We start from the raw sequence: 26,328 nt of genomic DNA, 5'->3' as shown, positions 1-26,328 counted from the left end.
CTGCGCCCCCGTGCCCCCGCTTTTCGGCGCTCCGCGCCTCGTCCTCAAACGCCGGACGGGCTGAAACTGTCGCCGGTTGCGGCAGTCTTTTAGCCCCTCCGGCGTTTGAGGAGCGGGGGTCTGGGGGCGGAGCCCCCAGGAATCGGGAAGGGGCGGGATTGGGGACCCCCGGTAGGGCATCAGCCCGCGTGCAGCATCAAGCCGATGCCCGCCACCATCACGCCCGCTGCAAGCATCCGCGGTGCACCAAACCGCTCCTTGAAGAACACCGCCCCAATCCCCGCCCCCACGATGATCGAAGACTCCCGCAGCGCGGAGATCGGCGCGAGATCGGCCCGCGTCTGCGCCCACAGGACGAGCGCGTACGCGGAGACGGAGAGGGCGGCCCCGATCAGCCCGAGCGGCGCCGCCGACCGCACCCGCGCCACGAAGCCGCCGCGCCAGAGCCACAGCGCGTACAGCGGCACGACGGTGCCCTGCACGAGCATGAGCCAGGCGATGTACCCCAGGGACGAGCCGGACGCGCGTACGCCGAGCCCGTCGACGACGGTGTACGCCGCGATGGAGACGCCGGTGGCGAGCGCGGCGCCAAGCGCGGTCCAGTCGGGCCGCCGCCCGGAGCCCCGGATGCCCCACAGGGCGAGCCCGGTGAGCCCGGCCGAGCAGACGGCGACCCCGGCGGCCTGCCACCCGCCGGGCACCTCGCCCACGAACACGGCCGCGAGCACGGTCACCACCAGCGGCGCGGTGCCGCGCGCGATGGGGTAGGCCTGACCGAAGTCCCCGAGCCGGTAGGACCACATGAGCAGCGCGTAGTAGCCGACGTGCAGGACGGCGGAGAGCAGCAGCCAGGGCCGGGCACCGGCGTCGGGGAAGGACACGAAGGGGGCGAGCAGCAGCCCGATGAGGGCGCCGCCGCCCGAGATGAGCGTGAAGCCGACGAGCTTGTCGGTGATGTGGTGGGCGAGCGCGTTCCAGGCGGCGTGGGTGACGGCGGCGAGCAGGACGGCCGCGGTGACCAGCGGGGTCATCGAGCGGTTCCGGCGGCCTCGCGCACGTCCACCAGGGTGCCTCCGGCGTGGGCGACGAGGGCCTCGGGAGCTATGGGGAACACCGTGTGCGGGGTGCCCGCGGCGGCCCACACCACGTCGTGGGCGAGCAGCGAACGGTCGGCGAGGACCCGGGTCCTGGTGGCGTGCCCGAAGGGCGGCACCCCGCCGATGGCGTACCCGGTGGTCTCCCGGACGAGGGCCGCGTCGGCCCGCGTGACGCGCTCCGCGCCGAGCTCCTCGCGCACCCGCTCGACGTCGACGCGCGAGGCGCCGTCCAGGAGGACGAGGACGGGCACCCCGTCCGCGGCGAAGACCAGGGACTTGCAGATCTGGCTCAGCGCGCAGCCGATCGCGGCGGCGGCCTCGGCGGCGGTCCGGGTCCGCTCGGGGAACCGCCGGACCGCGCCGGTCAGTTCGCCGAGGCCGAGCTCGCGCAGGGCCCGGGCGAATCGGGGGTGCGCGGGTGAACCGCCGGTGTCGTACGCGTCGCTCGCAGAAGTACCCATGCGGCGCACGCTAGCGGCGCGTGTACGCACCACGCGACCGGGTATCCACGAAGCGAACGGCCCGCCCCGGTGAACCGGCGCGCAGGCCTCAGCCCCCGGCCAGCAGCACCGCCCGCACCACCGGGCCCGCCGAGTCGCCGCCGTGGCCGCCCGCCTGGACCACCGCCGCCGCGGCCACGTCGCCGCGGTACGCCGTGAACCAGCCGTTGGGCTTCTTCTGCCCGTCGACCTCGGCGGAGCCGGTCTTCGCGCCGGAGTCGGAGCCGAGGCCCGACATCGGCTTGACCGCGGTGCCCGCGACCGCCGTGTAGTGCATGAGGTCGCGCAGGGCGGACGCCGTGGCGGGGGACATCTTCCGCGCGGCCGTCGCCAGCTTCCGCTTGTCCAGGGCGGGGGAGACCAGGTACGGCTGCCGGAAGGTGCCGGACTTGACCGTGGCCGCCACCGACGCCATGTTCAGCGGGTTCATCCGCACCCCGCCCTGGCCGATGAGCGACGCCGCCATCTGCGCGTCCGACTGCACCGGCACCGCGCCGTCGAACGACGGCACGCCGATCGACCAGTTGTCGTTGCCGAGCCCGAAGACGTCCCGGGCCTGCTTCGTCAGGTCGTCGTCGGAGAGCTTCTTCGCCTGGCTGATGAAGGCCGTGTTGCAGGACCGCGCGAAGCTCGCCCGGAACGTGCCGTTCTTGATCTGGAACTTGTCGTCGTTCTGGAACTTCCAGCCGCCGTACGTCTCGTACTTGGGGCAGGGGTGCTTCTTGTCGACGCCCGCGAGCTTCTTCTCCAGGAGCATCGCCGACGAGACGACCTTCATCGTGGAGCCGGGCGCGAGCGAGCCCTGGAAGGCCGTGTTGAAGCCGCCGGGGCTGGAGTTGGCGACGGCCAGGATCTCGCCGGTGCTCGGCTTCACCACCACGACGGACGCCCGCTTCCGCTTGGCCGTCTCCCGCTCGGCCGCCGCCTGCGCGGCGGGGCTGATCGTGGTCTTCAGGGTGCCCGGGGTGCCGGGCGCGAGCGTCAGGAGCGTCTTGTCGGGCGTCACCTTCGCGTCGTCGCTCTTGGTCTTCGTGCGCGCCGCGTCCCGCGCGTCCTTGCGCACGATCCGCAGCTCGATGCCGCCGGTGCCGCCCGCCTTCTTGCCGTACTTGTCGCGCAGGCCGTCGAGGACCGTGCCCAGCGAGGGGTACTTCGCCGCGGTCAGCACGCGGCCGTCGCGGTCCAGGGCCTTGATCGGCGGGGTGCCCGCCTCGCCGGTGACCAGGCGGTCGCCGGGCTTCAGCTCCGGGTGGACGACGGAGGGGCGCCAGTCGACGAGCGTCCTGCCGTCGGACGCCCGGCGCACCACCCGCAGCGCCGACGCGTACCCGTACGGCTTGCGGACCGTGCCCACCGCGCCCTGGGTCTCGCGGTTTCCCTCGTACGAGACCGTCGCCGCGGCCTTGAACGGCACCGTCGGGCTCTTGCGGCTCGCGGGCCTGCCCGGCGTGAGCCGCACCTTCGTCATCCGCGCGTCCTTCTGATACGACCGCAGGGCCGCCCGGGCCGCCTCGCGGTCGTCCGTCAGCGCGGCCGCCCGGTCCACGTCGCCCGCGGCCCAGGCCGCGAGGAACCCCCGCGCGGTGGTGCGCACTTCCGCGGCCGTCGGCGGGCCCGTCGCCACGGCCTTGCCGTCCGCCCCGCTGGCGCCGCCCGTCTCCGGCTCCCCGGCCAGCGCGTACGCGGCGAAGCCCACGCCGCACACGACGGCGACCACGGCCCCGCCGAGCACGCCCGGACGCACCTTCTTGCGCTCGGCGACACGTCTTCTCTTGCCCACGAACCAGTCCTCCGCGAATCCCCGTCGGCCCCCGCCGCGCCTCTGCTCAACTCACCGACCGCCCAACCTAGCGGCAGCCCGTCCGGGCATGGTTCGCAGTGTCGTTGGATTGGGCTATGCGTCGATGGGGTCTGCGGGTTGTTCGTGGCTGGGCGCGCCCGCGCGGCGGAGCCGCATATGGACACAGCCCCGCGCCCCTTCGGGGCGCGCCCCCGGGGCGCTCCCTCTCGGCGCCCGTTTAGCGCGTCGCTCGTAGGATCGTCGCTACGATCGGGCCCGCCGTGTCGCCGCCGTGGCCGCCCTCCTGGGCCATCGCGGCCGCGGCCACGTCGCCGCGGTAGCCCGTGAACCAGCTGTTGGGCTTCTTCTGCCCGTCGACCTCCGCCGAGCCGGTCTTCGCGCCGACGTCGGGGCCGAGGCCCGCCATGGCCCGCGCGCCCGTGCCGGACAGCGCGGTGCGCCGCAGCATCTGGCGCAGCTGGGCGACGGTGGTCCCGGACAGGCCGCGCGCGGCGGCCAGTTCGCCGTCGATGAAGGACTTGGGCACGAGCACGGGCTGGCGGAAGGCGCCCGTCATCGCCGTGGCCGTCACCGACGCCAGGTTCAGCGGGTTGAGCTGCACCTCGCCCTGGCCGATGGCGTTCGCCGCCCGGTCGGGGCCGGTGGAGGCGGGCACGGAGCCGTCCGCGGAGGGGATGCCGGTGTGCCAGTCGCCGCGCCCCAGGCCGAAGTTGTCCCGCGCCTCCTCGGTGAGCGAGGCGTCGGTGAGCGGCTTCTCGTCGATGAGCTTCACGAACGCGGTGTTGCAGGAGCGCGCGAAGCTGTCCGCGAGCGTGGCCCCGTCGTCGGGCGCGAGGCCGGTGAGGTTGGTGAAGGTCTGGCTCTGCCAGGTCGCCGTCGCCGGGCACGGCGCCGGGCCGCCCGCCTTGGTGACGCCCTTGTCGATGAGCATCGCCGCGGTCACGATCTTCATGGTGGAGCCGGGCGCCAGCTTGCCCTGGAAGGCCGCGTTGAAGTCGTCCTTACGGTGGTTGGCGACCGCGAGGACCTCGCCGGTGCTCGGCTTGACCGCGACCACCGACGACTCGGGGTACTTGGCGACCGCGTCCTCGGCGGCCCGCTGCGCGGCGGCGCTCAGCGTCGTCGGCAGCGTGCCGGGTCTCCCCTTGGCGAGCGTGAGCAGCGTCGTCGTACCGGCGTCCGCCGAGGCCCGCTTCACATACAGCTCGATCCCCGGGCGGCCGCCCGCCTTCTCGCCGTACGCCGTCCGCAGCTTCGCGAGCACCGGCGCGAGCGAGGGGTAGGCGTCGGGCGTCAGGACCCTGCCGTCGCGGTCCACGGCCCTGACGGGCGGCGCCGCGGCCTCGCCCGTCTCCAGGCTCTCGCCCTCGTGCAGCCGGGGGTGCACGACGGACGCCTCCCAGTCGACCAGCGGCCGCCCGGTGGTCCGGCCGCGCACGACCTCGAACGACGACTCGTACGCCAGGCTCTTGGACGTGCCCTCGTACGACACGGTGGCGCGCACCGAGAACGGCACGTGCGTGCCGTCGATCCGACCCGCCGTCAGGCGCACGCGGCGGATGTGCGCGTCCTCGCGGTAGCCGGTCAGGGCGCGCGCGGCGCTCTCCTGGTCGTTCGTGTACACGGCCGCCGTGTCCGCGTCCCCCTTCGCCCACGCCGCGAGGAACGTCCGCGCGGTGTCGCGGACCTCCTTCGCGGCGAGCGGTCTCTTCCGCGCCGCCGCGGGCGAGGCTGAACCGCCGTCGTCGTTCAGCGCGTTCACCACGTTGTACGTGCCGTATCCGGCGCCCCCCACCATGACGGCGAAGACCCCGCCGATGATGACGCCCTTCACTCGTTTGCTCATGAAGCGCTCCCTCCCCAGGAATGCCCACACTTTAGGAGCAGGAACGCCGCCCCAACCCGGCTTTCCCCAGGGCGGACCCGTCTTGGCCGGATCTCCGGCTGAATTCTCGATCGCTATGCGTCAAGAAGAATGGCCGGACCGGCACGGATCGGCCAGAACCGAATGGGCGCGGGAAAACCGGCGCTGCCCCGATCCATCGTGGCGTTCCCGGTCCCGCGTCGGCGCGGAGGGGAGCGATCGCGTCAAACCGCTCGGTTCCGGCCGCCGTTGGCGGGGGAGTTGTCCGTGAAATCTCCCGGAATTGTCCGTGATCCGTAACAGCGGGATCCTCCGGCCGCCCCGCCCCCTCTTGCCGTGCGGTCGCGAGGGTGACCGGGGATCGGCTGGGGACTGTGAGAGGGGCGGACATGGCGCGGCACAGCGGCGGGCGGGGCTGGTACGGCAAGGTGGTCGGGGCGGCGCTCGGGGTGATGCTGCTCGCCACCGGCGCCTCGGTGTGGACCGCGCAGGCCGGTGGCACCGAGGACGCGGCACCGCGGGCGACCGGACCCGGCAAGGCCGCCGTCAAGCCGGTGTCGGCGTCCATCGCGCACGCCTCGGAGAAGGGGAAGCGCGCCGTCAACATCACCATCGACGACGGCCCCGACCCCAAGTGGACCCCGCCGATGCTCGACCTGCTGCGCCAGTACGGCGTGAAGGCCACGTTCTGCATGGTGGGCACGCAGGCGCAGGCCCACCCGGACCTCGTCAAGAAGGTGGTGGCGGAGGGGCACCGGCTGTGCGACCACACGGTGTCGCACAACACCGCCATGGACAAGGACTCCCAGGCCTACCAGTCGCAGCAGATACTCGACGCCGAGCGCATGATCACCAAGGCGTCCGGGGGCGTGCGGCCGATGTACTACCGGGCGCCCGGCGGGGCCTTCACCCCCTACAGCCGCAAGCTCGCCGCCTCCCGCGGCATGCGCCCGCTGGGCTGGAACGTGGACACCAAGGACTTCGAGCGGCCCGGCACGGACGCCATCGTCGCCACCGTCCAGCGCGAGCTGTCCAACGGCCCGACGCTGCTCTTCCACGACGCGGGCGGCGACCGCACCCAGACCGTCGAGGCCCTGCGCCGCCTCCTGCCCTGGCTCAAGGGGCAGGGCTACTCCTTCGGCTTCCCCGTGCGCTGAACCGGGCCCCGCCGCCCGCTCAGACCCAGGTGTCCAGCCACATCCGCGACCGCCACGACTCGATGGGGATCGCGGTGCCCGTGTAGATCGGCCAGAAGTAGATGAAGTTCCAGAAGATCAGCAGGACCAGGACCCCCGCGCTCGCCGCGCCCGCCACCCGGCGCCGTTCACCGGTGACAAGCCCCGGCTCCACTGGAGCGGCTCCGCCGCGCCCCCCACTGGGCGGTCCGATCAGCGCGCCCACGAGCATCGCCACGGCCAGGCACAGGAACGGCACGAAGACCACGGCGTAGAAGTAGAAGATGGTCCGTTCCTGGTACATGAACCACGGCAGATAGCCCGCCGCGACCCCGCAGACGATCGCGCCCGCGCGCCAGTCCCTGCGGAAGAACCACCGCCACAGCACATAGAGCAGCGCGGCGCCCGCCGCCCACCACAGCAGCGGGGTGCCGAGGGCGAGGACCTCGCGGGCGCACTTCTCCTTGGTGTCGGCCGGGCAGCCGTCCTTGCCGGGCAGCGGCGACTCGTAGAAGTACGAGACGGGACGGCCGTCGACGATCCAGCTCCACGGGTTCGACTGGTAGGTGTGCGGCGAGGACAGGCCGACGTGGAAGTCGTACACCTTGTTCTCGTAGTGCCACAGGCTGCGCAGCCAGTCCGGGAGCCAGGTGAAGCTTCCGCCCTTGCCGTCCGTCGCCGCCCAGTCGCGGTAGTAGCCGCCGGTGCCGTCGCTCGGCGAGAGGATCCAGCCGAGCCAGGAGAGCAGATACGTGCCGACGGCGACCGGCACCGTCGCGGCGAACGCGGGCAGCACGTCCAGCCTGAGCACCGCCGCGTACGGCCGCCGCGCTCCGGCCACGCGGCGCGCGCCCACGTCCCAGGCCACGGTCATCAGGCAGAAGAACACCAGGACGTACAGGCCGTTCCACTTGGTCGCGAAGGCCAGGCCGAGGCAGAGCCCCGCCGCCCAGCGCCACGGCCGCCACCCCAGGCGCGTGGTCTCGGCGACGCGCCGGTCCGGGCGCACCGCGCCGTCGGCGTCCAGCGGCAGCGCCGCCGCGAGCCGGGCGCGCGCCCGGTCCCTGTCCACCAGGAGGCAGCCGAACGCGGCGAGGACGAAGAACATGAGGACCAGGTCGAGCAGCGCGGTCCGGCTCATCACGAAGTGCAGGCCGTCCACGGTGAGCAGCGCGCCCGCGAGGCAGCCGAGGAACGTGGAGCGGAACAGGCGCCGCCCGATCCGGCACAGCATCAGGACCGACAGGGTGCCGAGCACCGCCGTCATGAACCGCCAGCCGAACGGATCGAAGCCGAACAGCCACTCGCCGACGCCGATCACGTACTTGCCGACCGGCGGATGCACCACGTACGCGGCGTCCGTGGGCAGCGCGACGCCGTCGCCCTGCTGGATCACCGTGTCGTTGACCTTGTCGGGCCAGCTCAGTTCGTAGCCGCGGTGGATCAGCGCCCAGGCGTCCTTGGCGTAGTACGTCTCGTCGAATATCACCGCCTTCGGGCTGCCCAGGTTCCAGAACCGCAGCAGGCCCGCGACGAGGGCCACCAGGATCGGCCCGCCCCAGCCCGACCAGCGGGTCACCCGCCGCGCGGCGGCCGGGGGCACCCCGAGCGCCGCCCAGATCCGCGAGCTCGGTTCGGCGTACGGCGGGACGAGCCGCGCCCGCACGTCGGCCCCGGTCCGGGCCGTGTGGCCGAAGCGGCGCAGTCTGCGGTGCCAGGGCGACGGCTGCTGGTCCTCGGCTCGGCGGCCCTCACGAGTGTCCGGGGACGACGCGGTACTGGTCACCGCGCCATCGTAGGGAACCAGACTGTGACAGTCCCGCTGCCCGCCCCTGCGAGGATGGATCCGTGACAGGAAGCGCAGACTCAAGCCCCGACGGCACGCCCGGCACCACGCCCGCGGGCTCCCCCGACACCGCAGGCACGCTCGTCCTCGCGGGCACCCCCATCGGCGACCCCGCGGACGCCCCGCCCCGGCTCGCGGCCGAACTGGAGCGCGCCGACGTCGTGGCCGCCGAGGACACCCGCAGGCTCAAGCGGCTCACGCAGGCGCTCGGCGTGTCCGTGGGCGGCCGCGTGGTGTCGTACTTCGAGGGCAACGAGTCGGCGCGCACGCCCGAGCTCGCCGACGCGCTCGAAGGCGGCGCCCGGGTGCTGCTCGTCACCGACGCGGGCATGCCGTCGGTCTCCGACCCCGGCTACCGCCTGGTCGCCGCCGCCGTCGAGCGCGGCATCCGGGTCACCGCGGTGCCCGGCCCCTCGGCCGTCCTGACCGCGCTCGCGCTCTCCGGTCTTCCCGTGGACCGGTTCTGCTTCGAGGGCTTCCTGCCCCGCAAGGCGGGCGAACGCCTCGCCCGGCTCCGCGAGGCCGCCGACGAGCGCCGCACCCTCGTGTACTTCGAGGCCCCGCACCGGCTGGCCGACGCCCTCGCCGCGATGGCCGAGGCCTTCGGGCCCGAGCGCCGGGCCGCCGTGTGCCGCGAGCTCACCAAGACCTACGAGGAGGTCCGCCGCGGCCCCCTCAAGGAGCTCGCCGAGTGGGCGGCCGACGGGGTGCGCGGCGAGATCACCGTCGTCGTGACGGGCGCGCCCGAGCGCGGCGCCGACGAGCTGGACGACGACGAGCTGGTGCGCCGGGTCCGGGTGCGCGAGGAGGCGGGGGAGCGGCGCAAGGAGGCGATCGCCGCCGTGGCCGCCGACGCCGGGCTCCCGAAGCGGCGTGTTTTCGACGCCGTGGTCGCGGCGAAGCACGCGCCTGAGGCGTGACGCGAGACGGGTGCGACAGCGTGTGCGCAGGGGCGTGAGATACCGGCGCACACGCTTGCTACCTGCACCGTTTCCGTCCTCGCCCGGCGTCGGGGGCGGGAGGGTTTTATTCCTCCGAGCGGCCCATCGCCTGGCAAAGGACTATCGTGAAAGGCAAAAGCGCGGGCCCCGCGTCCGGCCGAATTCCTATGGGAATGCCAAATCGGGCCCAACAGTGCACAGGTCTGGTGCACTCGCCGCGGGAAAGGCGTCCACTGGTGGTCAGGGACGCACCCGTCCCTCGCCGCCAGGCCCGGGTCCGGGCAGGACGCTCCGGGCCGGTGGCGCTTGTCCTGCGGACAAGAGGAGCTCGCATGAGTGAGATCGCAGACACCGGTCACCGCACGGCTGTCGACGTCGTCCATGAGTCCTACGCGTTCGCCTGCATGCGCTGCGGGCACGGCTGGGAGCAGTCGTACGAGATAGAGCACCACGTGGACGCCAAGGGGCAGGAGTTCGTGATGTACCTGGCGGGCGGGCAGCGCGTGCCGTCCCCGCTCACCCGGCCCACCTGCCTGAACTGCGGGGGCCACGTCGTACGGATCATGCGCGCGGGCCAGGTGTCGACCGTGCGGTCCGCTCTGGAGTCCCTGCACCGCCAGCCCCACACCGAGCACCCGCCGTCGGCCACGAAGGTCCCGGCGAGCGACGGTTCCGCCGAGGCGGGGGAGGACCTCGGCAAGCACCACTGGCACCTCTCGGACCTGCTGCACCCCTTCCAGAACCACCGCAAGGCGGGCTGAGGCCCGCCGCGGCGCGGGGGCGGGGCGAGGGGCCGGGCGGCCGGGCTCTGTGGGGGAGGCCGGGCTCCGTAGGATCGGGGCATGCCCGCCGACACCACCCCGCCCCCGGCCCCCGCCCCGCTCCGGGTCCCGGTCGCCGACTCCCACACCCACCTGGACATGCAGTCCGCCACCGTCGAAGAGGCGCTCGCCAAGGCCGCGTCGGTGGGCGTCACCACGGTCGTCCAGGTCGGCTGCGACGTCGCCGGGTCCCGCTGGGCCGCCGAGACCGCCGCCGCGCACACCGCCGTCCACGCGGCGGTGGCCCTTCACCCGAACGAGGCGCCGCGCATCGTGCACGGGGACCCCGACGGATGGTCGCGGCAGGGGGCCCGCGGCGCCGGGGGCGAGGCCGCGCTCGACGAGGCGCTCGCCGAGATCGACCGGCTCGCCGCGCTGCCGCACGTCAAGGGCGTCGGCGAGACCGGCCTCGACTACTTCCGCACCGGCCCGGAGGGCATGGCCGCGCAGGAACGGTCCTTCCGCGCCCACATCGAGATCGCCAAGCGGCACGGCAAGGCCCTGGTCATCCACGACCGCGAGGCCCACGACGACGTGCTGCGCGTCCTCAAGGAGGAGGGCGCCCCCGAGCGCACCGTCTTCCACTGCTACTCCGGCGACGCCGCGATGGCCGAGGTGTGCGCGGAGCACGGCTACTTCATGTCCTTCGCGGGCAACGTCACCTTCAAGAACGCGGGACACCTGCGCGCCGCCCTCGCCGTGGCCCCGCGCGAGCTCGTCCTCGTCGAGACCGACGCCCCGTTCCTGACCCCCGCGCCCTACCGCGGACGGCCCAACGCCCCTTATCTCATTCCGGTCACGCTGCGCGCCATGGCCGAGGTGCAGGGCGTCGACGAGGACACCATGGCCGAGGCCGTCTCGGCGAACACGGCCCGCGCCTTTGATTACTGATCGATAACGACCGAAGCGTTCCAGGGCCTGACAGCCCGGGGCAGTGCCACGACACAGAGTAGTCACCCTGCTTTGGAGAGTGACGGCCGCTCCGCTAGGTTCTGCAAGCCGATCTGCACATGGCTTGTCAGTGGTTCACATGTCAGCTGGAGCGTCGCCGTGAGCACACCGCAGTACGAGACGTACGGGCAGGCGCCGTTCGCGCCCCACGAGCCGTACGGGGGCGCCACGGCCGCCGTGGGGCACGGAGGGTACGAGGATCCCTACCGCCCGGCGTACGACATGGCCCCGGCGGCCGGGGAGTACGCCGCGTACGCGGTCGGCGGCGAGACGAGCGCGCCCGGCGGCCCGGAGTACGGCGGATACGCCGGGCAGGCCGAGCACGACGAGTACGCCGGAGCCGGGGACGACCCGGCCCTCGCCGAGCCCGCCCAGGACGCCGCTGCCGACGTCGGCGCCGCGCCCCTGCTGCCCCGGCAGGCCGAAGGGCCCCGGAGCGCGGGGCGCGCCCGGGCCCGGCGCGCCGCGCGGCGCAAGCGGGGCGGCGAGCGGCCCGACGGCCTGCGCAGGCTCGTCCCGCAGGCCCTCGTCGTCGCCTTCCTCGCGGGCGGCACCTCCGCCTTCGTCGCCAACGACAAGGCCATCCAGCTCAGCGTCGACGGCAAGTCCCGCACCCTGCACACCTTCGCCGACGACGTCGGGGAACTCCTCGCCGACGAGGGCGTGGACGTCGGCGCCCACGACATCGTGGCGCCCACCGCCGGGACCGTGCTCGCCAGCGGCGACGAGATCGCCGTCCGCTACGGCCGCCCCGTGCGGCTCACCCTCGACGGCAAGAGCCGCCAGGTGTGGACCACCGCCCGCACCGTCGACGGCGCGCTGCGCCAGCTCGGCGTGCGCGCCGAGGGCGCCTATCTGTCGGCCTCGCGCAGCAAGCGCATCGCCCGCGAGGGCCTCGAACTCGACGTCCGCACCGAGCGCACCGTGACCGTCATGGCCGACGGCCGGGCCCGCACCATCCGCACCAACGCCGCGACCGTCCACGAGGCCGTGGAGGAGTCCGGCGTCACCCTGCGCGGCTCCGACACGACGTCCGCGGCGCCGGACAGCTTCCCGCGCGACGGCCAGACCATCACCGTCATGCGCATCTCCGGCCGCAAGGAGGTGCGCGAGGAGGTCATCCCCTTCGAGGTCCGCAAGACCGAGGACGCCTCGCTGCTTCGCGGCACGGAGGCCGTCGTGCAGGCCGGGCACACCGGGGCCCGGCGGGTCACCTACGCGCTGCGCACCGTCAACGGCGTGAAGCAGAGGCCGCGGCGCATCAAGAGCGAGGTGGTGCGCGAGCCGCAGACGCGCATCGTGAAGGTCGGCACCAAGGCCCCGCCCACGACCGCCGTGCCCGGCGCCGACGGGCTCGACTGGGGCGCCCTCGCGAGCTGCGAGTCCGGGGGGCGGCCCAACGCGGTCGACCCCTCCGGCACCTACGGCGGGCTCTACCAGTTCGACACCCGCACCTGGCAGGCCCTCGGCGGCTCCGGCCGCCCCCAGGACGCCCCCGCCGCCGAACAGACCCACCGCGCCAAGAAGCTCTACGTCCAGCGCGGCGCGAGCCCCTGGCCGCACTGCGGCAAGCGTCTGTAGGCCGGGGCCGGGGCGGGGCGCGGATACCCTGGGGCGGTGAGTAGCACCGAGCACGACGCCCTTCTGGGCCCCGCCGACATCCGCGAGCTGGCCGCGACCCTCGGCGTCCGGCCGACCAAGCAGCGCGGCCAGAACTTCGTCATCGACGCGAACACCGTCCGCCGCATCGTCCGCACCGCGGAGGTCCGCCCCGACGACGTCGTGGTCGAGGTGGGCCCGGGCCTCGGCTCGCTGACCCTCGCGCTCCTGGAGACGGCCGCGCACGTCACCGCCGTGGAGATCGACGACGTGCTCGCCGGGGCCCTCCCGGCGACGATCGCGGCCCGGCTCCCGGCGAAGGCGGACTCCTTCGCCCTCGTGCACAGCGACGCCATGCTGGTGCGCGAGCTGCCGGGCCCCGCCCCGACGGCCCTGGTCGCGAACCTCCCGTACAACGTGGCCGTCCCCGTGCTCCTGCACATGCTGGACACCTTCCCCAGCCTGGAGCGCACCCTCGTGATGGTGCAGGCCGAGGTCGCCGACCGCCTCGCCGCCGCCCCCGGCTCGAAGGTGTACGGCGTCCCGTCCGTGAAGGCCAACTGGTACGCGGACGTCAAGCGCGCGGGCTCCATCGGGCGCAACGTCTTCTGGCCCGCGCCGAACGTCGACTCCGGCCTCGTGTCCCTGGTCCGGCGCGCCGAGCCGGTGCGGACCTCGGCCTCGAAGCAGGAGGTGTTCGCCGTCGTGGACGCCGCCTTCGCCCAGCGCCGCAAGACGCTGCGCGCCGCCCTCGCGGGCTGGGCGGGCTCCGCCGCCGCGGCCGAGGCCGCCCTGGTCGCCGCGGGCGTGTCCCCGCAGGCGCGCGGCGAGTCCCTGACCGTCGAGGAGTTCGCGCGGATCGCCGAGCACAAGGGGGCCGCGGCGTGAGCGTCACCGTCCGCGTCCCCGCGAAGGTCAACGTGCGGCTCGCCGTGGGCCCCGCCCGCCCCGACGGCTTCCACGACCTCGCCAACGTCTTCCTCGCCGTCGGCCTGTACGACGAGGTGACCGTGGCGCCCGCCGAGGAGCTGCGCGTCACCTGCTCGGGCCCGGACGCCGCCCAGGTGCCCCTGGACCGCACCAACCTCGCGGCCCGCGCCGCCCTCGCCCTCGCCGAGCGCCACGGCCGCTCCGCCGACGTGCACATCCACATCGCCAAGGACATCCCCGTCGCGGGCGGCATGGCGGGCGGCAGCGCGGACGGCGCGGGCGCCCTGCTCGCCTGCGACGCGCTCTGGGGGACCGGCGCGTCCCGGGCCGAGCTGCTCGACCTCTGCGCCGAGCTCGGCAGCGACGTGCCGTTCAGCCTGGTCGGCGGCGCCGCCCTCGGCACCGGGCGCGGCGAGAAGCTCCAGGAGCTGGCGGTGGGCGGCGGCTTCCACTGGGTGTTCGCCCTCGCCGACGGCGGCCTCTCCACCCCGGCCGTCTACCGCGAGTTCGACCGCCTCACCCCCGACGCCCCCGCCCCCGAGGCGTCCCCGGCGCTGCTCGACGCCCTGCGCGCGGGCGACGCCGCGGCCCTGGCCGGGGCCGTCTCCAACGACCTCCAGCCCGCCGCGCTCTCCCTCTCCCCAGCCCTCGCCGACACCCTGAAGGCGGGCACGGAGGCGGGCGCCCTCGCGGGCATCGTCTCCGGCTCGGGGCCGACCACCGCCTTCCTGGCCAAGGACGCGACCACCGCCGAACAGATCGCCACGGCCCTGCGCGCGTCGGGCACGTGCCGGACGGCGCGGGTGGCGTCCTCCCCGGCGCCGGGGGCGACCGTCCTCTAGGGCCCTACAGCTCGTCGATGGCGGTCAGGTCGATGTCGATGTCGTACGGCACGCTGAGCTTGAGACGGTCGTGGTGGATACCGGTGAGGGCGTAGGTACCGGAGGTTTGGCCGAGTTCGTAGACCTGGACCACTGGATGGTGGTCCGGGCTCGCCATCTCGACCAGCCAGAAGTGGCGAATGCCCGCGGCGGCGTACCTGATTGGCTTGGTGAAGCGGTCGCGGGACTCGGACTCCGGGGAAATGACCTCGACGGCCAGTACGACGTCCACGCTCTTGAAGTGCGTCTGCATCGGACCCGTCTTCGAACTAGCCCGCACCACTGAGATGTCCGGCTCGGGGCCATTGCGCCTGTTCAGTACCACCGTCATCTCGCGTGCAACCTTCAGCTCGGGCGGCACACTGCGACGCAGGCCACTGACCAGCAGGTCGATCGTAGTGAAGTGGAAATAGCGCTGCGGACTCACGAAGACCAGGCTCCCGTCGACCAACTCGGTGTGCGGCGGGAGATCCGGCAGTGTGAACAGGTCGTCCACCGTGTACCCGTCCATCGGCGGCATGGGCCAGCGGGGGTTTTCGGTGGACTCGGCGGTCATGGTTCCTCCCATGAGCGGGATTCTGTGGCCTGCCCCTCCACGGTAGCGACTGCCTCTGGATCACGTCATCACATCGAGTGACTGTTCGACCCCGTGCCGTCGGCGCCGGTCCACGCCCTACTCTTGAAGGCTGATCCACCCCCTCGTCAGGAGTGAAATGGCCGTCAACCTGGTCAATGTCGAAAACGTCAGCAAGGTGTACGGCACCCGTGCCCTGCTCGACGGTGTCTCGCTCGGCGTGTCCGAGGGGGACCGGATCGGCGTCGTCGGGCGCAACGGCGACGGGAAGACCACCCTCATCCGCATGCTGGCCAAGCTGGAGGAGGCCGACACCGGCAGGGTCACGCACAGCGGCGGCCTGCGCCTCGGCGTGCTGACCCAGCACGACTCGCTCGACCCCGAGGCGACCGTGCGGCACGAGGTCATCGGCGACCTCGCCGACCACGAGTGGGCCGGGAACGCCAAGATCCGGGACGTCCTCACGGGCCTGTTCGGCGGCCTCGACCTGCCCGGCTTCCCGCAGGGCCTCGACACCGTCATCGGCCCGCTGTCCGGCGGCGAGCGCCGCCGCATCGCGCTCGCCCAGCTGCTCATCGCCGAGCAGGACCTGATCGTGCTCGACGAGCCCACCAACCACCTCGACGTGGAGGGCATCTCCTGGCTCGCCCGGCACCTGCGCGAGCGCCGCTCGGCGCTCGTGTGCGTGACGCACGACCGCTGGTTCCTCGACCAGGTGTGCACCCGCATGTGGGACGTGCAGAAGGGCACGGTCTACGAGTACGAGGGCGGCTACTCCGACTACGTCTTCGCGCGCGCCGAGCGCGAGCGCATCGCCGCCACCGAGGAGACCAAGCGGCAGAACCTGGTCCGCAAGGAGCTGGCGTGGCTGCGCCGCGGCGCCCCGGCCCGCACCTCCAAGCCGCGCTTCCGCGTCGAGGCCGCCAATGAGCTGATCAAGGACGTACCGGCGCCGCGCGACACCAGCGAGCTGATGAAGTTCGCCACCACGCGGCTCGGCAAGACCGTCTTCGACCTGGAGGACGTGTCCGTCCAGGCCGGTCCCAAGCTGCTCCTGAAGCACCTCACGTGGCAGCTCGGCCCGGGCGACCGCATCGGCCTGGTGGGCGTGAACGGCGCGGGCAAGACCTCGCTCCTGCGGGCCATGGCGGACGCCGCCCGCTCCGAGGGCGAGACGCAGCCCGCGGCCAGTGGGGTCTCCCCTGCTCGAACGGAGTTGAGAGTTGGGGGAAGGATCACCGTCGGCAAGACCGTGAAGCTCGCCTACCTCTCCCAGGAGGTCGCCGAGCTGGACCCGGCCACGCGCGTCCTGGAGGCCGTGCAGCAGGTGCGCGAGCGCGTCGACCTCGGCAAGGGCCGGGAGATGACCGCGGGCCAGCTGTGCGAGACGTTCGGCTTCAGCAAGGAGAAGCAGTGGACGCCGGTCGGCGACCTGTCCGGCGGCGAGCGCCGCAGGCTCCAGCTGCTCCGCCTCCTCATGGACGAGCCGAACGTGCTGTTCCTCGACGAGCCCACCAACGACCTCGACATCGAGACCCTGACGCAGCTGGAGGACCTGCTCGACGGCTGGCCAGGATCCATGATCGTGATCTCCCACGACCGGTTCTTCGTCGAGCGCACCACGGACCGGGTGCACGCGCTGCTCGGCGACGCCACCATGCGGATGCTGCCGCGCGGCATCGACGAGTACCTGGAGCGCAGGCAGCGGATGACCGAGGCCGCGGCCCCGGCGCCCGCCGCGCGCCCCGAACCGGAGACCAAGGCGGCCTCCGCCGCCGACGCGCGCGCCGCGAAGAAGGAACTGGCGAAGATCGAGCGGCAGCTGGACAAGATCTCGGCCAAGGAGAGCACCCTCCACACGCAGATCGCCGATAACGCCACAGACTTCGAGAAGGTGGCCAAACTGGACGCCGAACTGCGCGAACTCGGCAGCGAGCGTGAAGAGTTGGAAATGCGCTGGCTGGAGCTCGCGGAGAACGCGTGAGCATCGCATAACAGACGCATCACGGGCCGGTCCGCCCTTGGGTACAGGGGCAGGACCGGTCCCGGCCATGGCTTGATTGGAGTGATAGAAAGGTCGGCCTGAGCACCACTTGGCGTGCCGAAAAATCAGTGAAGGGGGAAGCGCTGATGACTCAGCCGCCCAACCAGCCGCCGCACGGCGGCTTCGGAGCTCCACAGGATCCACAGGACCCGCGGCAGCCAGGACCGCCGCAGCCGCCGACGCCTCCCGCGGGTCCGCCGCAGTCGCCTCCCCCGGCCCCGCAGCCCGGCTACGGCCAGCCCCAGCAGCCGCCCGCGCAGGCCGGAGCGTACGGCTATCCGCAGCAGCCGGGCCCCTACGGCCAGCCTCCACAGCCCGGCCCCTACGGTCAGCCGCAGCAGCCGGGGCCGTACGGTCAGCCCGCGCAGCCCGGCTACGGCCAGCCGCAGCAGCCCGGTCCCTACGGTCAGCCCCAGCAGCCCGCCGGTTACGGCTTCCCGCAGCAGCAGTACGCGGGCGGCCCAGCGACCCCGCCGCCGCCCGGCGGTGGCGGCAAGGGCCCCTTCAAGCGCAAGACCGTAGTGATCATCGGGGCCGCGGTGGCCACCCTGCTCGTCGCGGGCGGCGCGGTCTACGCGCTCACCAGCGGCGGCGATGACGACAAGAAGTCCGAGTCCAAGAACAAGGGCCCCAAGCCCACCGCCTCCGCCCCGGTCAACCCGGGCGACGGCAGCGGCGACGGCCACGCGGGCAAGGAGGACCTCAACGAGGGCCGCAAGCCCGGCGAGTCGAAGGTCCTCTGGTACAAGGAGGCCCCCAAGGCCCCCGGCAGGGGCGCCGACGCCCCCGGCATGTGGGTCCAGGACGGCGTCGCCGTGAAGGCCGTCTACAAGGAAGTCCTCGGCTACGACGTCGAGTCGGGCAGGCCCAAGTGGCCCGCCATCGAACTGCCCCAGGACATCTGCGCGGCGTCCAAGCAGGTCAGCGAGGACGGCAAGGTCGTCATCGCGTACAAGGGCGGCACGAAGAGCGACGCCAAGTGCGACCAGCTCCAGGTCGTCGACCTGAAGACGGGCGAGAAGGGCTGGAAGAAGCAGATCAAGGAGGAAGGTCTCTTCGACTCCACGCTCAGCATCGAACTGACCATCACCGGCGACACGCTGATGGTCGGCCGCTCGCAGTCCGGCACCGCGTACAGCATGAGCAGTGGCGACGAGCTCTTCGTCTCCCGCAAGAAGGACGAGGGCACCTGCTTCCCGAACGGCTTCACCGGCGGTGACCGGATGCTGCGGGCGCTGTCCTGCGGCGCCAGCACGCCGACCGAGCACGACGAGATCCAGGAGCTGGACCCGAAGACGGGCAAGGCCAAGTGGACGAAGAAGTTCCCCAAGGGCTGGCGTCTGAACAAGGTCTACTCCACCACCCCGGCCGTCCTCTACCTCACCAACGAGGACAAGAAGCAGTGGAACATCACCACGCTCAAGCCGGGTAGCTCCGCGACCCGTTCCGAGGTCCGGGTCAACGAGGACTTCGCGCCCGAGTGCGGCTGGGGCGGCGTCATGGTGAGCGACCTCCAGGGCTGCGCGGGCGCCGTCGCCGACGACACGTACCTCTACCTGCCGACCAAGAAGACGAGCGGCGCCAACGAGATCGTCGCGATCGGTCTGAACACCGGCAAGGCGAACTGGCGCGTCAAGTCGCCGTCGGACACCTCGATGATGCCGATGAAGATGCAGGACGGACGGCTCGTCGCCTACGTCAAGCCGTCGTACAGCACCGGCGGCCAGGTCGTCTCCATCTCCCCGAGCGGCTCGCACGCGCCGAAGACGCTCCTCAAGAACCCCGAGGGCACGGCGAAGATCGAGAACGGCTTCTTCTCGAAGGCGGTCGACTACGTGGACGGGCGCTTCTACCTCTCCACCACGCGCCTGTCCGGCAGCGCGCAGGGCCGCGAGAAGCTGATGCTCGCCTACGGCAAGTGACCCTTCCCCTCGCCTCGTTCCCCTTCCGTCCCCCCAAGGAAAACACGTCATGACTCAGCCGCCTCAGCCCCCCAACGAGCCCCCGCAGGGCGGGTTCGGCGCCCCCCAGGAGCCCCCGTCCGGCGGCTTCGGCAAGGCCCCGGAGCCGGGCTACGGCTACCCGCAGGCCCCCGGCACCCCGCCGCCGCCCCCGCAGGGCCAGCCGGGCCAGGCGCCGTACGGCTACCCGCAGGCGCCCCAGCCGCCCCAGGCCCCGCAGGCGCCCCAGACCCCGCCCGCGGCCCCGCCGCAGGCGCCGCCCGCCGCTCCGCCGCAGGCACCGCCCGCCCCGCCCGCGTACGGCCAGCCCGCCGCCCCGGCCTACGGCCAGCCCGCGGCCCCCGCGTACGGCCAGCCCGCCGCGCCCGCCTACGGCCAGCAGCCCGGCTACGGCTACCCGGGCCAGCCCGGCGCGCCCGGACAGCAGCAGTACGGCTACCCGCAGCCGCCCACCGTGTCGATGCAGCCGCAGCCGACGGGCCCCGGCGGCCCCGGCGGTTCCAACGGCAAGAAGAAGCAGATGACGATCATCGTCGCGGCGGTCGCCGCGATCGCGCTGATCGTCGGCGGCGGAGTGATCTACGCGGCCACGAAGAAGGACGACGACAAGACCACCAGCGCCAAGAAGGACGACAAGGGCGGCAAGGGCGGCGACAAGAAGGACCTGCCCTCCGGCGGCCCCGCCAAGGAGAAGGTCCCGGCGGACACCAGCGCCAAGGTGGCCTTCCAGGTCCCCGCCCCGGCCGTCCCCAAGGACGACGTGTGGAGCGTCGAGGGCTCCTGGCTGACCGACGACGCGGTCGTCAAGTCCGGCTACCAGGGCAAGGACAAGGACCACGCCCTGATCGCGTACGACCCCGCGTCCGGCAAGCAGAAGTGGTCGGTCCCGCTCACCGGCGAGACCTGCGCGGTCTCCAAGGAGATCACCAAGGACGGCATCGCCGCGGTCGTCGCCAAGGACGCCAAGGCCACCAAGGCGAACAAGTACCCCGACTGCAGCCAGGTCTCCGCGGTCAACGTGAAGACCGGCAAGAAGCTGTGGACCAAGGACGTCACCAACAGCGGCATGAAGGTGGAGTTCGAGGAGATCACCATCTCCGGCTCCACCATCGCCGCGGGCTCCGGCACCGGCGGCACCGGCGCCGCCTGGGACCTCTCCGGCAAGCTCCTGTGGAAGCCGCAGATCGGCGACAAGTGCAAGGACGTCGGCTACGCGGGCGGCGAGCAGCTCGTCGCGGTCCGCAAGTGCGGCGACTACGACGACCCCAAGCTGAAGATCCAGCTGCTCGACCCCAAGTCGGGCGACGTCAAGTGGAGTTACCCGCTGGCCGCGGGCATCGACAACGCCAAGATCATCTCGACCAGCCCGGTCGTCTTCGGCCAGGACACCGAGGAGATCACCGCCAGCGGCGCCACGGACGTCTTCTCGCTGAGCAACAACGGCAAGCTGCGCGCCCGCATCAAGCTGGAGGACGGCAAGTACTCCCACGACTGCGACGTCAACAAGGTCTACAGCTGCCGCGCGATCGCCGTCGGCAACGACAAGCTGTACGTGCCCACGCGCCAGCACGACGCGGGCGGCTCCGGCTACGGCTTCACCAACGAGATCATCGGGTTCTCGCTGGCCACGGGCAAGACCACCGGCGACCGCGCGGACGCGGGCAAGGACGGCGAGATGTTCCCGCTGCGCATGGACGGCGGCAACCTCCTCGCGTACAAGGGCGGCGGCTACAACAAGGGCGCCAAGGTCGTCTCGCTCGACGGCAAGTCGATGAAGGAGACCACGCTCCTGGAGACCCCCGCGACCGAATCGGTCAGCAGCGCCATCAGCGGCATGGTCCCCAAGTCCAACGAGGTCCTGTACGGCAACGGCCATCTGTTCATGGGCAAGGAGCTGATCAGCAAGCCGTACTCCAAGGACGACAAGGAGTACATCGCGCTCGGCTTCACCACTCAGTGAGCCGGTGGGTGACCGGCCGGGCGCCGGTCACCCACCGCCACGAACGGCCCCGGACCGCGCGGTCCGGGGCCGTTCCCGTCTCCGGGGCCGTTCACTCTCCGTACTCCCGTACTGCCGCTAGCTCAAAGGCAGTGATTTCGGCATCCAGGGCTGCATCTGGACGGTAGGGGCAGCGCAACGTCGAACAAGCGTGTAGCTTCCGGGGGATGGAGGGCCGGGGCCCCGGGTCCGTGGGGGGACCAGTGGGGGAATCCGTGGGGGACATTGGGGGGTTGCTCGATGGGTGTGCGGCTCATGGTGGTCGACGACCACCGTCTGCTCGCCGAGGCGCTCGCGTCGGCGCTCAAGCTGCGCGGGCACCGGGTGCTGGCCGCGGCCGCACCGGCCGCTGGCGCGGCCGAACTGGTCATCAGCAGGGCCCCCGAGGTGTGCCTCCTCGGCACGGCGACACCCGCCGAGCCGGGCATGTTCGACCCCGTGGTCAAGATCAAGCGGGAGCGTCCGCAGGTGGCCGTGGTGGTGCTCGGGCCCGTGCCGTCGCCGCGCGGCATCGCGGCGGCCTTCGCGTCCGGCGCCTCCGGGTACGTACGGCACGACGAGCGCATCGAAGGAGTCGAGCGCGCCATCATGAAGGCGCGCGCCGGTGAGGCCGCCGTCGCGCCCCAATTGCTCCAAGGCGCCTTCAGCGAGCTGCTCAACCCCGCGGCGCAGCCCGACGACGAGGGCCAGCGGCTCCTCCAGATGCTCACGCCGCGTGAGGTCGAGGTGCTCGTGCGGGTCGCGGACGGTGAGGACACGCGGCTCATCGCGGCGGGGATGGGGATCGCGCCCAGTACGGCGCGGACGCATGTGCAGCGCGTGCTGATGAAGCTGGGCGTCGGCTCGCGCCTCGAAGCCGCGGCGCTCGCTGCCCGCACGGGGCTCCTCGACCGCGCCGAACGCCCCGCCTCGGGCGGCCGCGTGAACAACTCGGGCTCGCCCCAGTAGCCCCCACGGCCCCCCGCGGCCCGGCCCTCATCGGCCTCCGGCCTCGTCCTCAAACGCCGGACGGGCTGAAAGATCCAGCCTCTCCGGCGTTTGAGGAGCGGGGTCTGGGGCGGAGCCCCAGTTCGGGAAGGGGCGGGTCTGGGGCGTCCCACGCGGGCTACTCCTCCCGGACAGGGGGCGGCGTCGGCCGTAGCCACAGCCACGTGAGGAAGGAGAGGCCGAGGGCGAGCATGCCCAGGCCGGTCCAGAGGTTGATGTTGATGCCCTCGGCCTTGTCGAGGTCGGCGTCGGACGCCGTGATCCCCGCGATCGTCACGATCACGCCGTAGACGACGAACAGGCCCCCGATGATGCGCCGGATGTCGAAGAGGCGCGCGGCCGTCGCGGACTTCCGCTCCAGCTCGGAGACTTCCTTCTGCAGGTCGGACATGGTGGCTCGGACCTCCGGTCAGAACGAGTAGGGGACGTAGCAGGCCGCGGCGAGCACCACCGCGCCCCACCCGAGCAGCGCGGGCCTGCGGTACCAGGCGGAGTCGCCGGGCTCGGCGCCGTCGTCCTCCAGGCCGGGCGACGCCGTGCCGTAGACGAGCCCGGCGAGCTCGGCCTCGGGCTTGGGCGCGGTGAAGAGCGTGACCACCACCATCACCACCGCACCGGCGACGAAGCCGACGATCGCGGAGACGAAGTTGGCACCCTGGTCGGTGGGGATGTCGACGACGCCCTGCTTGTAGATCCAGAAGTAGTTGAGCATCGCGGCGCTGGTGCCCGCGACCAGGCCCCACACACCGGATTTCATGGAGGCGCGCTTCCAGAACATGCCGATGACGAAGACCACGAACATCGGCACGTTGAAGAAGGAGAACAGCGTCTGGAGGTAGCCCATGATGTTGGAGAAGGACGAGGCGATGAAGGCCGTGCCGATCGAGGCGAGCACGCCGATCGCGGTGATGAGCCGCCCGAACCTGAGGTAGTAGCCGTCCTCGCGCCCCGTGACCGCGTACCGCGCCCAGATGTCGTACGTGAACACGGTGTTGAAGGAGGACACGTTGGCCGCCATGCCCGCCATGAACGCGGCGAGCAGGCCGGTGACCGCGATGCCGAGCACGCCGTTGGGCAGCAGCTCCTGCATCAGATAGGGGATCGCGTCGTTGTAGGTGAGGTCCGAGTCGGCCGTGCCTATCTTCGGGACGAGCACCGCCGCGATCAGGCCGGGCAGCATCACCAGGAAGACGATGAAGATCTTCGGGAACGCGGCGATGAGCGGGGTGCGCTGGGCCGCGCTCAGGTTCTTCGCGGACAGGGCCCGCTGCACCTCGGCGAAGTTGGTCGTCCAGTAGCCGAAGGAGAGCACGAAGCCGAGGCCGAGGACGATGGTGAGCCAGTTGGCGCCGAGCGGGTTGGCGTCGCCGATGCCGGTGCCGCCCCAGGCGGTGAGGAAGGCGTCGCCGTGGCTCTTCTCCAGGTTGCCGCTGAGGCCGTCCCAGCCGCCGACCTTCTTCATGCCGATGACGCAGATCGGGATGAGCGCGGCGAGGATGACGAAGAACTGGAGGACCTCGTTGTAGATCGCCGAGGACAGGCCGCCGATGGTGATGTACGCGAGCACGAAGATCCCGGCGACCACGATGGCCACCCACTGCGGCCAGCCGAGCAGCGCCTCCACGACGATCGACAGGGCGTAGAGGTTCACGCCCGCGATGAGGATCGCGGCGAAGGCGAAGAGCGCCGAGCTGAGCAGATGGGCGGACCTGTCGAAGCGCTGGAGCAGGAACTCGGGGACCGAGCGCACCTTCGAGCGGTAGTAGAAGGGCATCATCACAAGGCCCAGGAAGACCATCGCCGGGATGGCGCCGATCCAGTACCAGTGGACGACGGCGACGCCGTACTGCGCGCCTGTCGCGGCCATGCCGAGGATCTCGGTGGCGCCGAGGTTGGCGGCCACGAAGGCGAGGCCGGTCACCCAGGCGGGCAGCGAGCGGCCGGACAGGAAGAAGTCGAGGCTGGTCTTCACGGAGCGCCGGGCGGCGAACCCGATGCCGAGGACGACCACGAAGTAGAGGGCGAGGATGGTGTAGTCGAGGCCGTTGGTGGGCAGCCGGAGGCCTTCGGCCAGTATCTGGGGAGGGGGTGCCTGCATGGGGGAACTCGCTTCGTCGCGCGAACTGATCTGAGCGGAACCTACGCCTCGCCCTTCGGAGAGTGAACAGTTCTGTTGATGTTCTTTGTTTGATTGTGATCGAGTCCCTATGGGTGCCTGGTTTACGTGATTACGGACGGTGTGGGGGTGGCGCACCGGCGGTGGGCATTGACGACGCTGTTGGCTTGTGGTTTGTTGTGTTGAGTTCTGTTGGCGGGCCGGATGAGGAGCCCCACACGTGAAGAAGACCTCGACGCGTCTCGCTGACGGTCGTGAGCTCATCTACTACGACCTGCGCGACGACACCGTCCGCGCCGCCCCCGACCGGCGCCCCCTCGACGCCGTCGCCACCACCTCCGAGATCCGCCGCGACCCCCTCCTCGGCGACAGCGTCGCGATCGCGTCCCACCGCCAGGGCCGCACCTACCACCCCCCGGCCGACCAGTGCCCCCTGTGCCCCTCCACCCCCGAGCGGCCCACCGAGATCCCCGAGTCCGCGTACGACGTCGTGGTCTTCGAGAACCGCTTCCCCTCCCTCGCGGGCGACGCGGGCCGCTGCGAGGTCGTCTGCTTCACCTCCGACCACACGGTGTCCTTCGCCGACCTCACCGAGGAGCAGGCCCGCCTCGTCCTGGACGCCTGGACCGACCGCACCGCCGAGCTGTCCCACCTGCCCGCCGTCCAGCAGGTGTTCTGCTTCGAGAACCGGGGCGCGGAGATCGGCGTGACCCTCGGCCACCCGCACGGCCAGATCTACGCCTATCCCTTCGTGACCCCCCGCACGGCCCTGACGCTGCGCTCCCTGGCCGCGCACAAGGAGACGACCGGCGGCCGCAACCTCTTCGACGACGTCCTCGCCGACGAGCGCGCGGGCGCACGCGTCGTCCTGGACGCCACGCACTGGGTGGCCTTCGTGCCCTACGCCGCGCACTGGCCCTACGAGGTGCACCTCTACCCCAAGCGCCGCGTCCCCGACCTGCTCGCCCTCGACGAGGCGGCGCGCGCCGAGTTCCCCGGCGTCTATCTGGAGCTGCTCAAGCGCTTCGACCGCCTCTTCGCCGCGGACGGGACCCCGACCCCCTACATCGCGGCCTGGCACCAGGCGCCCTTCGCCGCCCTCGACGCGTACGACGGCGTCAACCGCGACGACTTCGCGCTCCACCTCGAGCTTTTCACCATTCGCCGCACTTCGGGCAAGCTGAAGTTCCTCGCGGGTTCCGAATCCGGCATGAGTGTGTTCATCAACGACGTGCCGCCGGAGGCCGCGGCCGAGCGACTGCGAGAGGTAGCGAGTTGATGAGTGCGAAGTACCTGGTCACGGGCGGCGCGGGCTATGTCGGCAGCGTCGTCGCACAGCATCTGGTCGAGGCCGGGCACGAGGTCACGGTCCTGGACAACCTCTCCACGGGCTTCCGCGAGGGCGTCCCCGCCGGTGCCACGTTCATCGAGGGCGACATCCGCGATGCCGCCAAGTGGCTGGATTCCTCGTACGCGGGCGTCCTGCACTTCGCCGCCTTCTCCCAGGTCGGCGAGTCCGTCGCCAAGCCCGAGAAGTACTGGGACAACAACGTCGGCGGCACCATGGCCCTCCTCGCCGCCATGCGCGACGCGGGCGTGCGCACGCTCGTCTTCTCCTCCACCGCCGCGACCTACGGCGAACCGGTGAGCACCCCCATCAAGGAGACCGACCCGACCGCGCCGACCTCCCCCTACGGCGCCTCCAAGCTCGCCGTCGACCACATGATCACGGGCGAGGCGAAGGCCCACGGCCTGGGCGCGGTCTCCCTGCGCTACTTCAACGTGGCGGGCGCGTACGGGGAGTTCGGCGAGCGCCACGACCCCGAGTCCCACCTCATCCCGCTCGTCCTCCAGGTCGCCCAGGGCAGGCGCGAGGCGATCTCCGTCTTCGGCGACGACTACGCGACGCCCGACGGCACCTGCGTGCGCGACTACATCCACGTCGCCGACCTCGCCGACGCCCACCTGCGCGCCCTCGACGCCGCCACGCCGGGCGAGCACCTCATCTGCAACCTCGGCAACGGCAGCGGCTTCTCCGTGCGCGAGGTCATCGAGACCGTCCGCAAGGTGACCGGGCACCCGATCCCCGAGGTCGTGGCCGCGCGCAGGGGCGGCGACCCGGCCGTCCTCGTCGCCTCCGCCGCCACCGCCCACGAGCGCCTCGGCTGGCGGCCCGCCCGCGCCGACCTCGCGGGCATCGTCGCCGACGCCTGGGCCTTCGCCCAGCGAAAGGGGTAACCG

The 26,328-nt window shown here is 72.1% G+C and carries 21 protein-coding genes; 13 read left to right on the top strand and 8 right to left on the bottom strand.

Translation table 11 applies throughout. The features are described 5' to 3' along the window. Window positions 1-179: 179 nt before the first annotated feature. The 4 genes from ACIG3E_RS13380 to ACIG3E_RS13365 all read right to left on the bottom strand — a co-directional run bounded on the left by ACIG3E_RS13380 (window position 180) and on the right by ACIG3E_RS13365 (window position 5,244). The gene (locus tag ACIG3E_RS13380; RefSeq protein ID WP_399615100.1) at window positions 180-1,031 is read right to left on the bottom strand and encodes an EamA family transporter; all 852 of its coding nucleotides are present in this window, start codon (window positions 1,029-1,031) and stop codon (window positions 180-182) included. After that, on the bottom strand, window positions 1,028-1,558 hold the full coding sequence (locus ACIG3E_RS13375) for a YbaK/EbsC family protein (RefSeq protein ID WP_399615097.1): 531 nt from the start codon (window positions 1,556-1,558) through the stop codon (window positions 1,028-1,030). The genes ACIG3E_RS13380 and ACIG3E_RS13375 overlap by 4 nt, the downstream gene beginning before the upstream one ends. Window positions 1,559-1,646: 88 nt before the next feature. Continuing rightward, on the bottom strand, window positions 1,647-3,377 hold the full coding sequence (locus tag ACIG3E_RS13370; RefSeq protein WP_399615095.1) for a penicillin-binding transpeptidase domain-containing protein: 1,731 nt from the start codon (window positions 3,375-3,377) through the stop codon (window positions 1,647-1,649). Between the two features lie 238 nt (window positions 3,378-3,615). Continuing rightward, window positions 3,616-5,244, bottom strand: coding sequence for a penicillin-binding transpeptidase domain-containing protein (locus ACIG3E_RS13365; protein ID WP_399615092.1), 1,629 nt, complete (start codon window positions 5,242-5,244; stop codon window positions 3,616-3,618). 407 nt (window positions 5,245-5,651) lie between these two features. Between ACIG3E_RS13365 and ACIG3E_RS13360 the strand changes: the two genes are divergently transcribed. Continuing rightward, the gene (locus ACIG3E_RS13360) at window positions 5,652-6,419 is read left to right on the top strand and encodes a polysaccharide deacetylase family protein (protein ID WP_399615090.1); all 768 of its coding nucleotides are present in this window, start codon (window positions 5,652-5,654) and stop codon (window positions 6,417-6,419) included. A 19-nt stretch (window positions 6,420-6,438) separates the two neighbouring features. On the opposite strand, the gene ACIG3E_RS13355 is transcribed toward ACIG3E_RS13360, so the two are convergent. Continuing rightward, entirely contained in the window at window positions 6,439-8,223 is a 1,785-nt protein-coding gene (locus tag ACIG3E_RS13355) for a dolichyl-phosphate-mannose--protein mannosyltransferase (protein WP_399615088.1), read from the bottom strand. 62 nt (window positions 8,224-8,285) lie between these two features. Between ACIG3E_RS13355 and rsmI the strand changes: the two genes are divergently transcribed. From rsmI to ACIG3E_RS13325, 6 genes are all read left to right on the top strand, one after another. Then, complete coding sequence (rsmI, locus tag ACIG3E_RS13350) at window positions 8,286-9,203, top strand: 16S rRNA (cytidine(1402)-2'-O)-methyltransferase (RefSeq protein ID WP_399615085.1); 918 nt, start codon at window positions 8,286-8,288, stop codon at window positions 9,201-9,203. Between the two features lie 353 nt (window positions 9,204-9,556). After that, complete coding sequence (locus tag ACIG3E_RS13345) at window positions 9,557-9,985, top strand: hypothetical protein (RefSeq protein WP_399615083.1); 429 nt, start codon at window positions 9,557-9,559, stop codon at window positions 9,983-9,985. 81 nt (window positions 9,986-10,066) lie between these two features. Continuing rightward, window positions 10,067-10,936, top strand: a complete 870-nt coding sequence (locus ACIG3E_RS13340; protein WP_399615081.1) for a TatD family hydrolase — start codon at window positions 10,067-10,069, stop codon at window positions 10,934-10,936. Window positions 10,937-11,095: 159 nt separating this feature from the next. Further along, window positions 11,096-12,577, top strand: coding sequence for a ubiquitin-like domain-containing protein (locus ACIG3E_RS13335; RefSeq protein ID WP_399615078.1), 1,482 nt, complete (start codon window positions 11,096-11,098; stop codon window positions 12,575-12,577). Window positions 12,578-12,613: 36 nt separating this feature from the next. Continuing rightward, window positions 12,614-13,483: a 16S rRNA (adenine(1518)-N(6)/adenine(1519)-N(6))-dimethyltransferase RsmA gene (gene rsmA / locus ACIG3E_RS13330; protein WP_399615076.1), complete on the top strand. Its 870-nt coding sequence runs from the start codon at window positions 12,614-12,616 to the stop codon at window positions 13,481-13,483. Next, window positions 13,480-14,367: a 4-(cytidine 5'-diphospho)-2-C-methyl-D-erythritol kinase gene (locus ACIG3E_RS13325; protein WP_399615074.1), complete on the top strand. Its 888-nt coding sequence runs from the start codon at window positions 13,480-13,482 to the stop codon at window positions 14,365-14,367. The genes rsmA and ACIG3E_RS13325 overlap by 4 nt, the downstream gene beginning before the upstream one ends. A 4-nt stretch (window positions 14,368-14,371) precedes the next feature. Here the strand turns inward: ACIG3E_RS13325 and ACIG3E_RS13320 are convergent, their stop codons facing one another. Next, complete coding sequence (locus tag ACIG3E_RS13320; RefSeq protein WP_399615072.1) at window positions 14,372-14,962, bottom strand: Uma2 family endonuclease; 591 nt, start codon at window positions 14,960-14,962, stop codon at window positions 14,372-14,374. 157 nt (window positions 14,963-15,119) lie between these two features. Between ACIG3E_RS13320 and ACIG3E_RS13315 the strand changes: the two genes are divergently transcribed. The 4 genes from ACIG3E_RS13315 to ACIG3E_RS13300 all read left to right on the top strand — a co-directional run bounded on the left by ACIG3E_RS13315 (window position 15,120) and on the right by ACIG3E_RS13300 (window position 21,932). Next, a complete protein-coding gene (locus ACIG3E_RS13315; protein ID WP_399615069.1) occupies window positions 15,120-16,964 on the top strand; it encodes an ABC-F family ATP-binding cassette domain-containing protein in 1,845 nt (614 codons plus the stop codon). 146 nt (window positions 16,965-17,110) lie between these two features. Further along, complete coding sequence (locus ACIG3E_RS13310) at window positions 17,111-18,946, top strand: PQQ-binding-like beta-propeller repeat protein (protein ID WP_399615067.1); 1,836 nt, start codon at window positions 17,111-17,113, stop codon at window positions 18,944-18,946. A 49-nt stretch (window positions 18,947-18,995) separates the two neighbouring features. Next, window positions 18,996-20,945: a PQQ-binding-like beta-propeller repeat protein gene (locus ACIG3E_RS13305; RefSeq protein ID WP_399615064.1), complete on the top strand. Its 1,950-nt coding sequence runs from the start codon at window positions 18,996-18,998 to the stop codon at window positions 20,943-20,945. Window positions 20,946-21,224: 279 nt separating this feature from the next. Then, window positions 21,225-21,932 carry a LuxR C-terminal-related transcriptional regulator gene (locus tag ACIG3E_RS13300; RefSeq protein WP_172385007.1) on the top strand — a complete coding sequence of 236 codons (708 nt, stop codon included), beginning with the start codon at window positions 21,225-21,227 and terminating at the stop codon, window positions 21,930-21,932. Window positions 21,933-22,089: 157 nt separating this feature from the next. Here ACIG3E_RS13300 and ACIG3E_RS13295 read toward each other — a convergent pair whose 3' ends face one another. After that, entirely contained in the window at window positions 22,090-22,362 is a 273-nt protein-coding gene (locus ACIG3E_RS13295) for a hypothetical protein (RefSeq protein WP_399615061.1), read from the bottom strand. A gap of 18 nt (window positions 22,363-22,380) precedes the next feature. Further along, window positions 22,381-24,069, bottom strand: a complete 1,689-nt coding sequence (locus ACIG3E_RS13290) for a sodium:solute symporter family protein (protein ID WP_399615059.1) — start codon at window positions 24,067-24,069, stop codon at window positions 22,381-22,383. A gap of 238 nt (window positions 24,070-24,307) precedes the next feature. On the opposite strand from ACIG3E_RS13290, the gene galT reads away from it, so the two are divergent. After that, on the top strand, window positions 24,308-25,366 hold the full coding sequence (gene galT, locus ACIG3E_RS13285) for a galactose-1-phosphate uridylyltransferase (protein WP_399615056.1): 1,059 nt from the start codon (window positions 24,308-24,310) through the stop codon (window positions 25,364-25,366). Beyond that, complete coding sequence (galE, locus tag ACIG3E_RS13280) at window positions 25,366-26,325, top strand: UDP-glucose 4-epimerase GalE (RefSeq protein ID WP_399615054.1); 960 nt, start codon at window positions 25,366-25,368, stop codon at window positions 26,323-26,325. Before galT ends, galE begins: the two co-directional genes overlap by 1 nt. Window positions 26,326-26,328: the final 3 nt, after the last annotated feature.

Origin of the sequence: Streptomyces sp. NPDC053474 (assembly GCF_044544845.1) — a bacterium.
GTDB lineage: Bacteria > Actinomycetota > Actinomycetes > Streptomycetales > Streptomycetaceae > Streptomyces.
The sequence above is the reverse complement of the archived record's forward strand: the minus strand, read 5'-3'. Positions and strand labels throughout refer to the sequence as shown.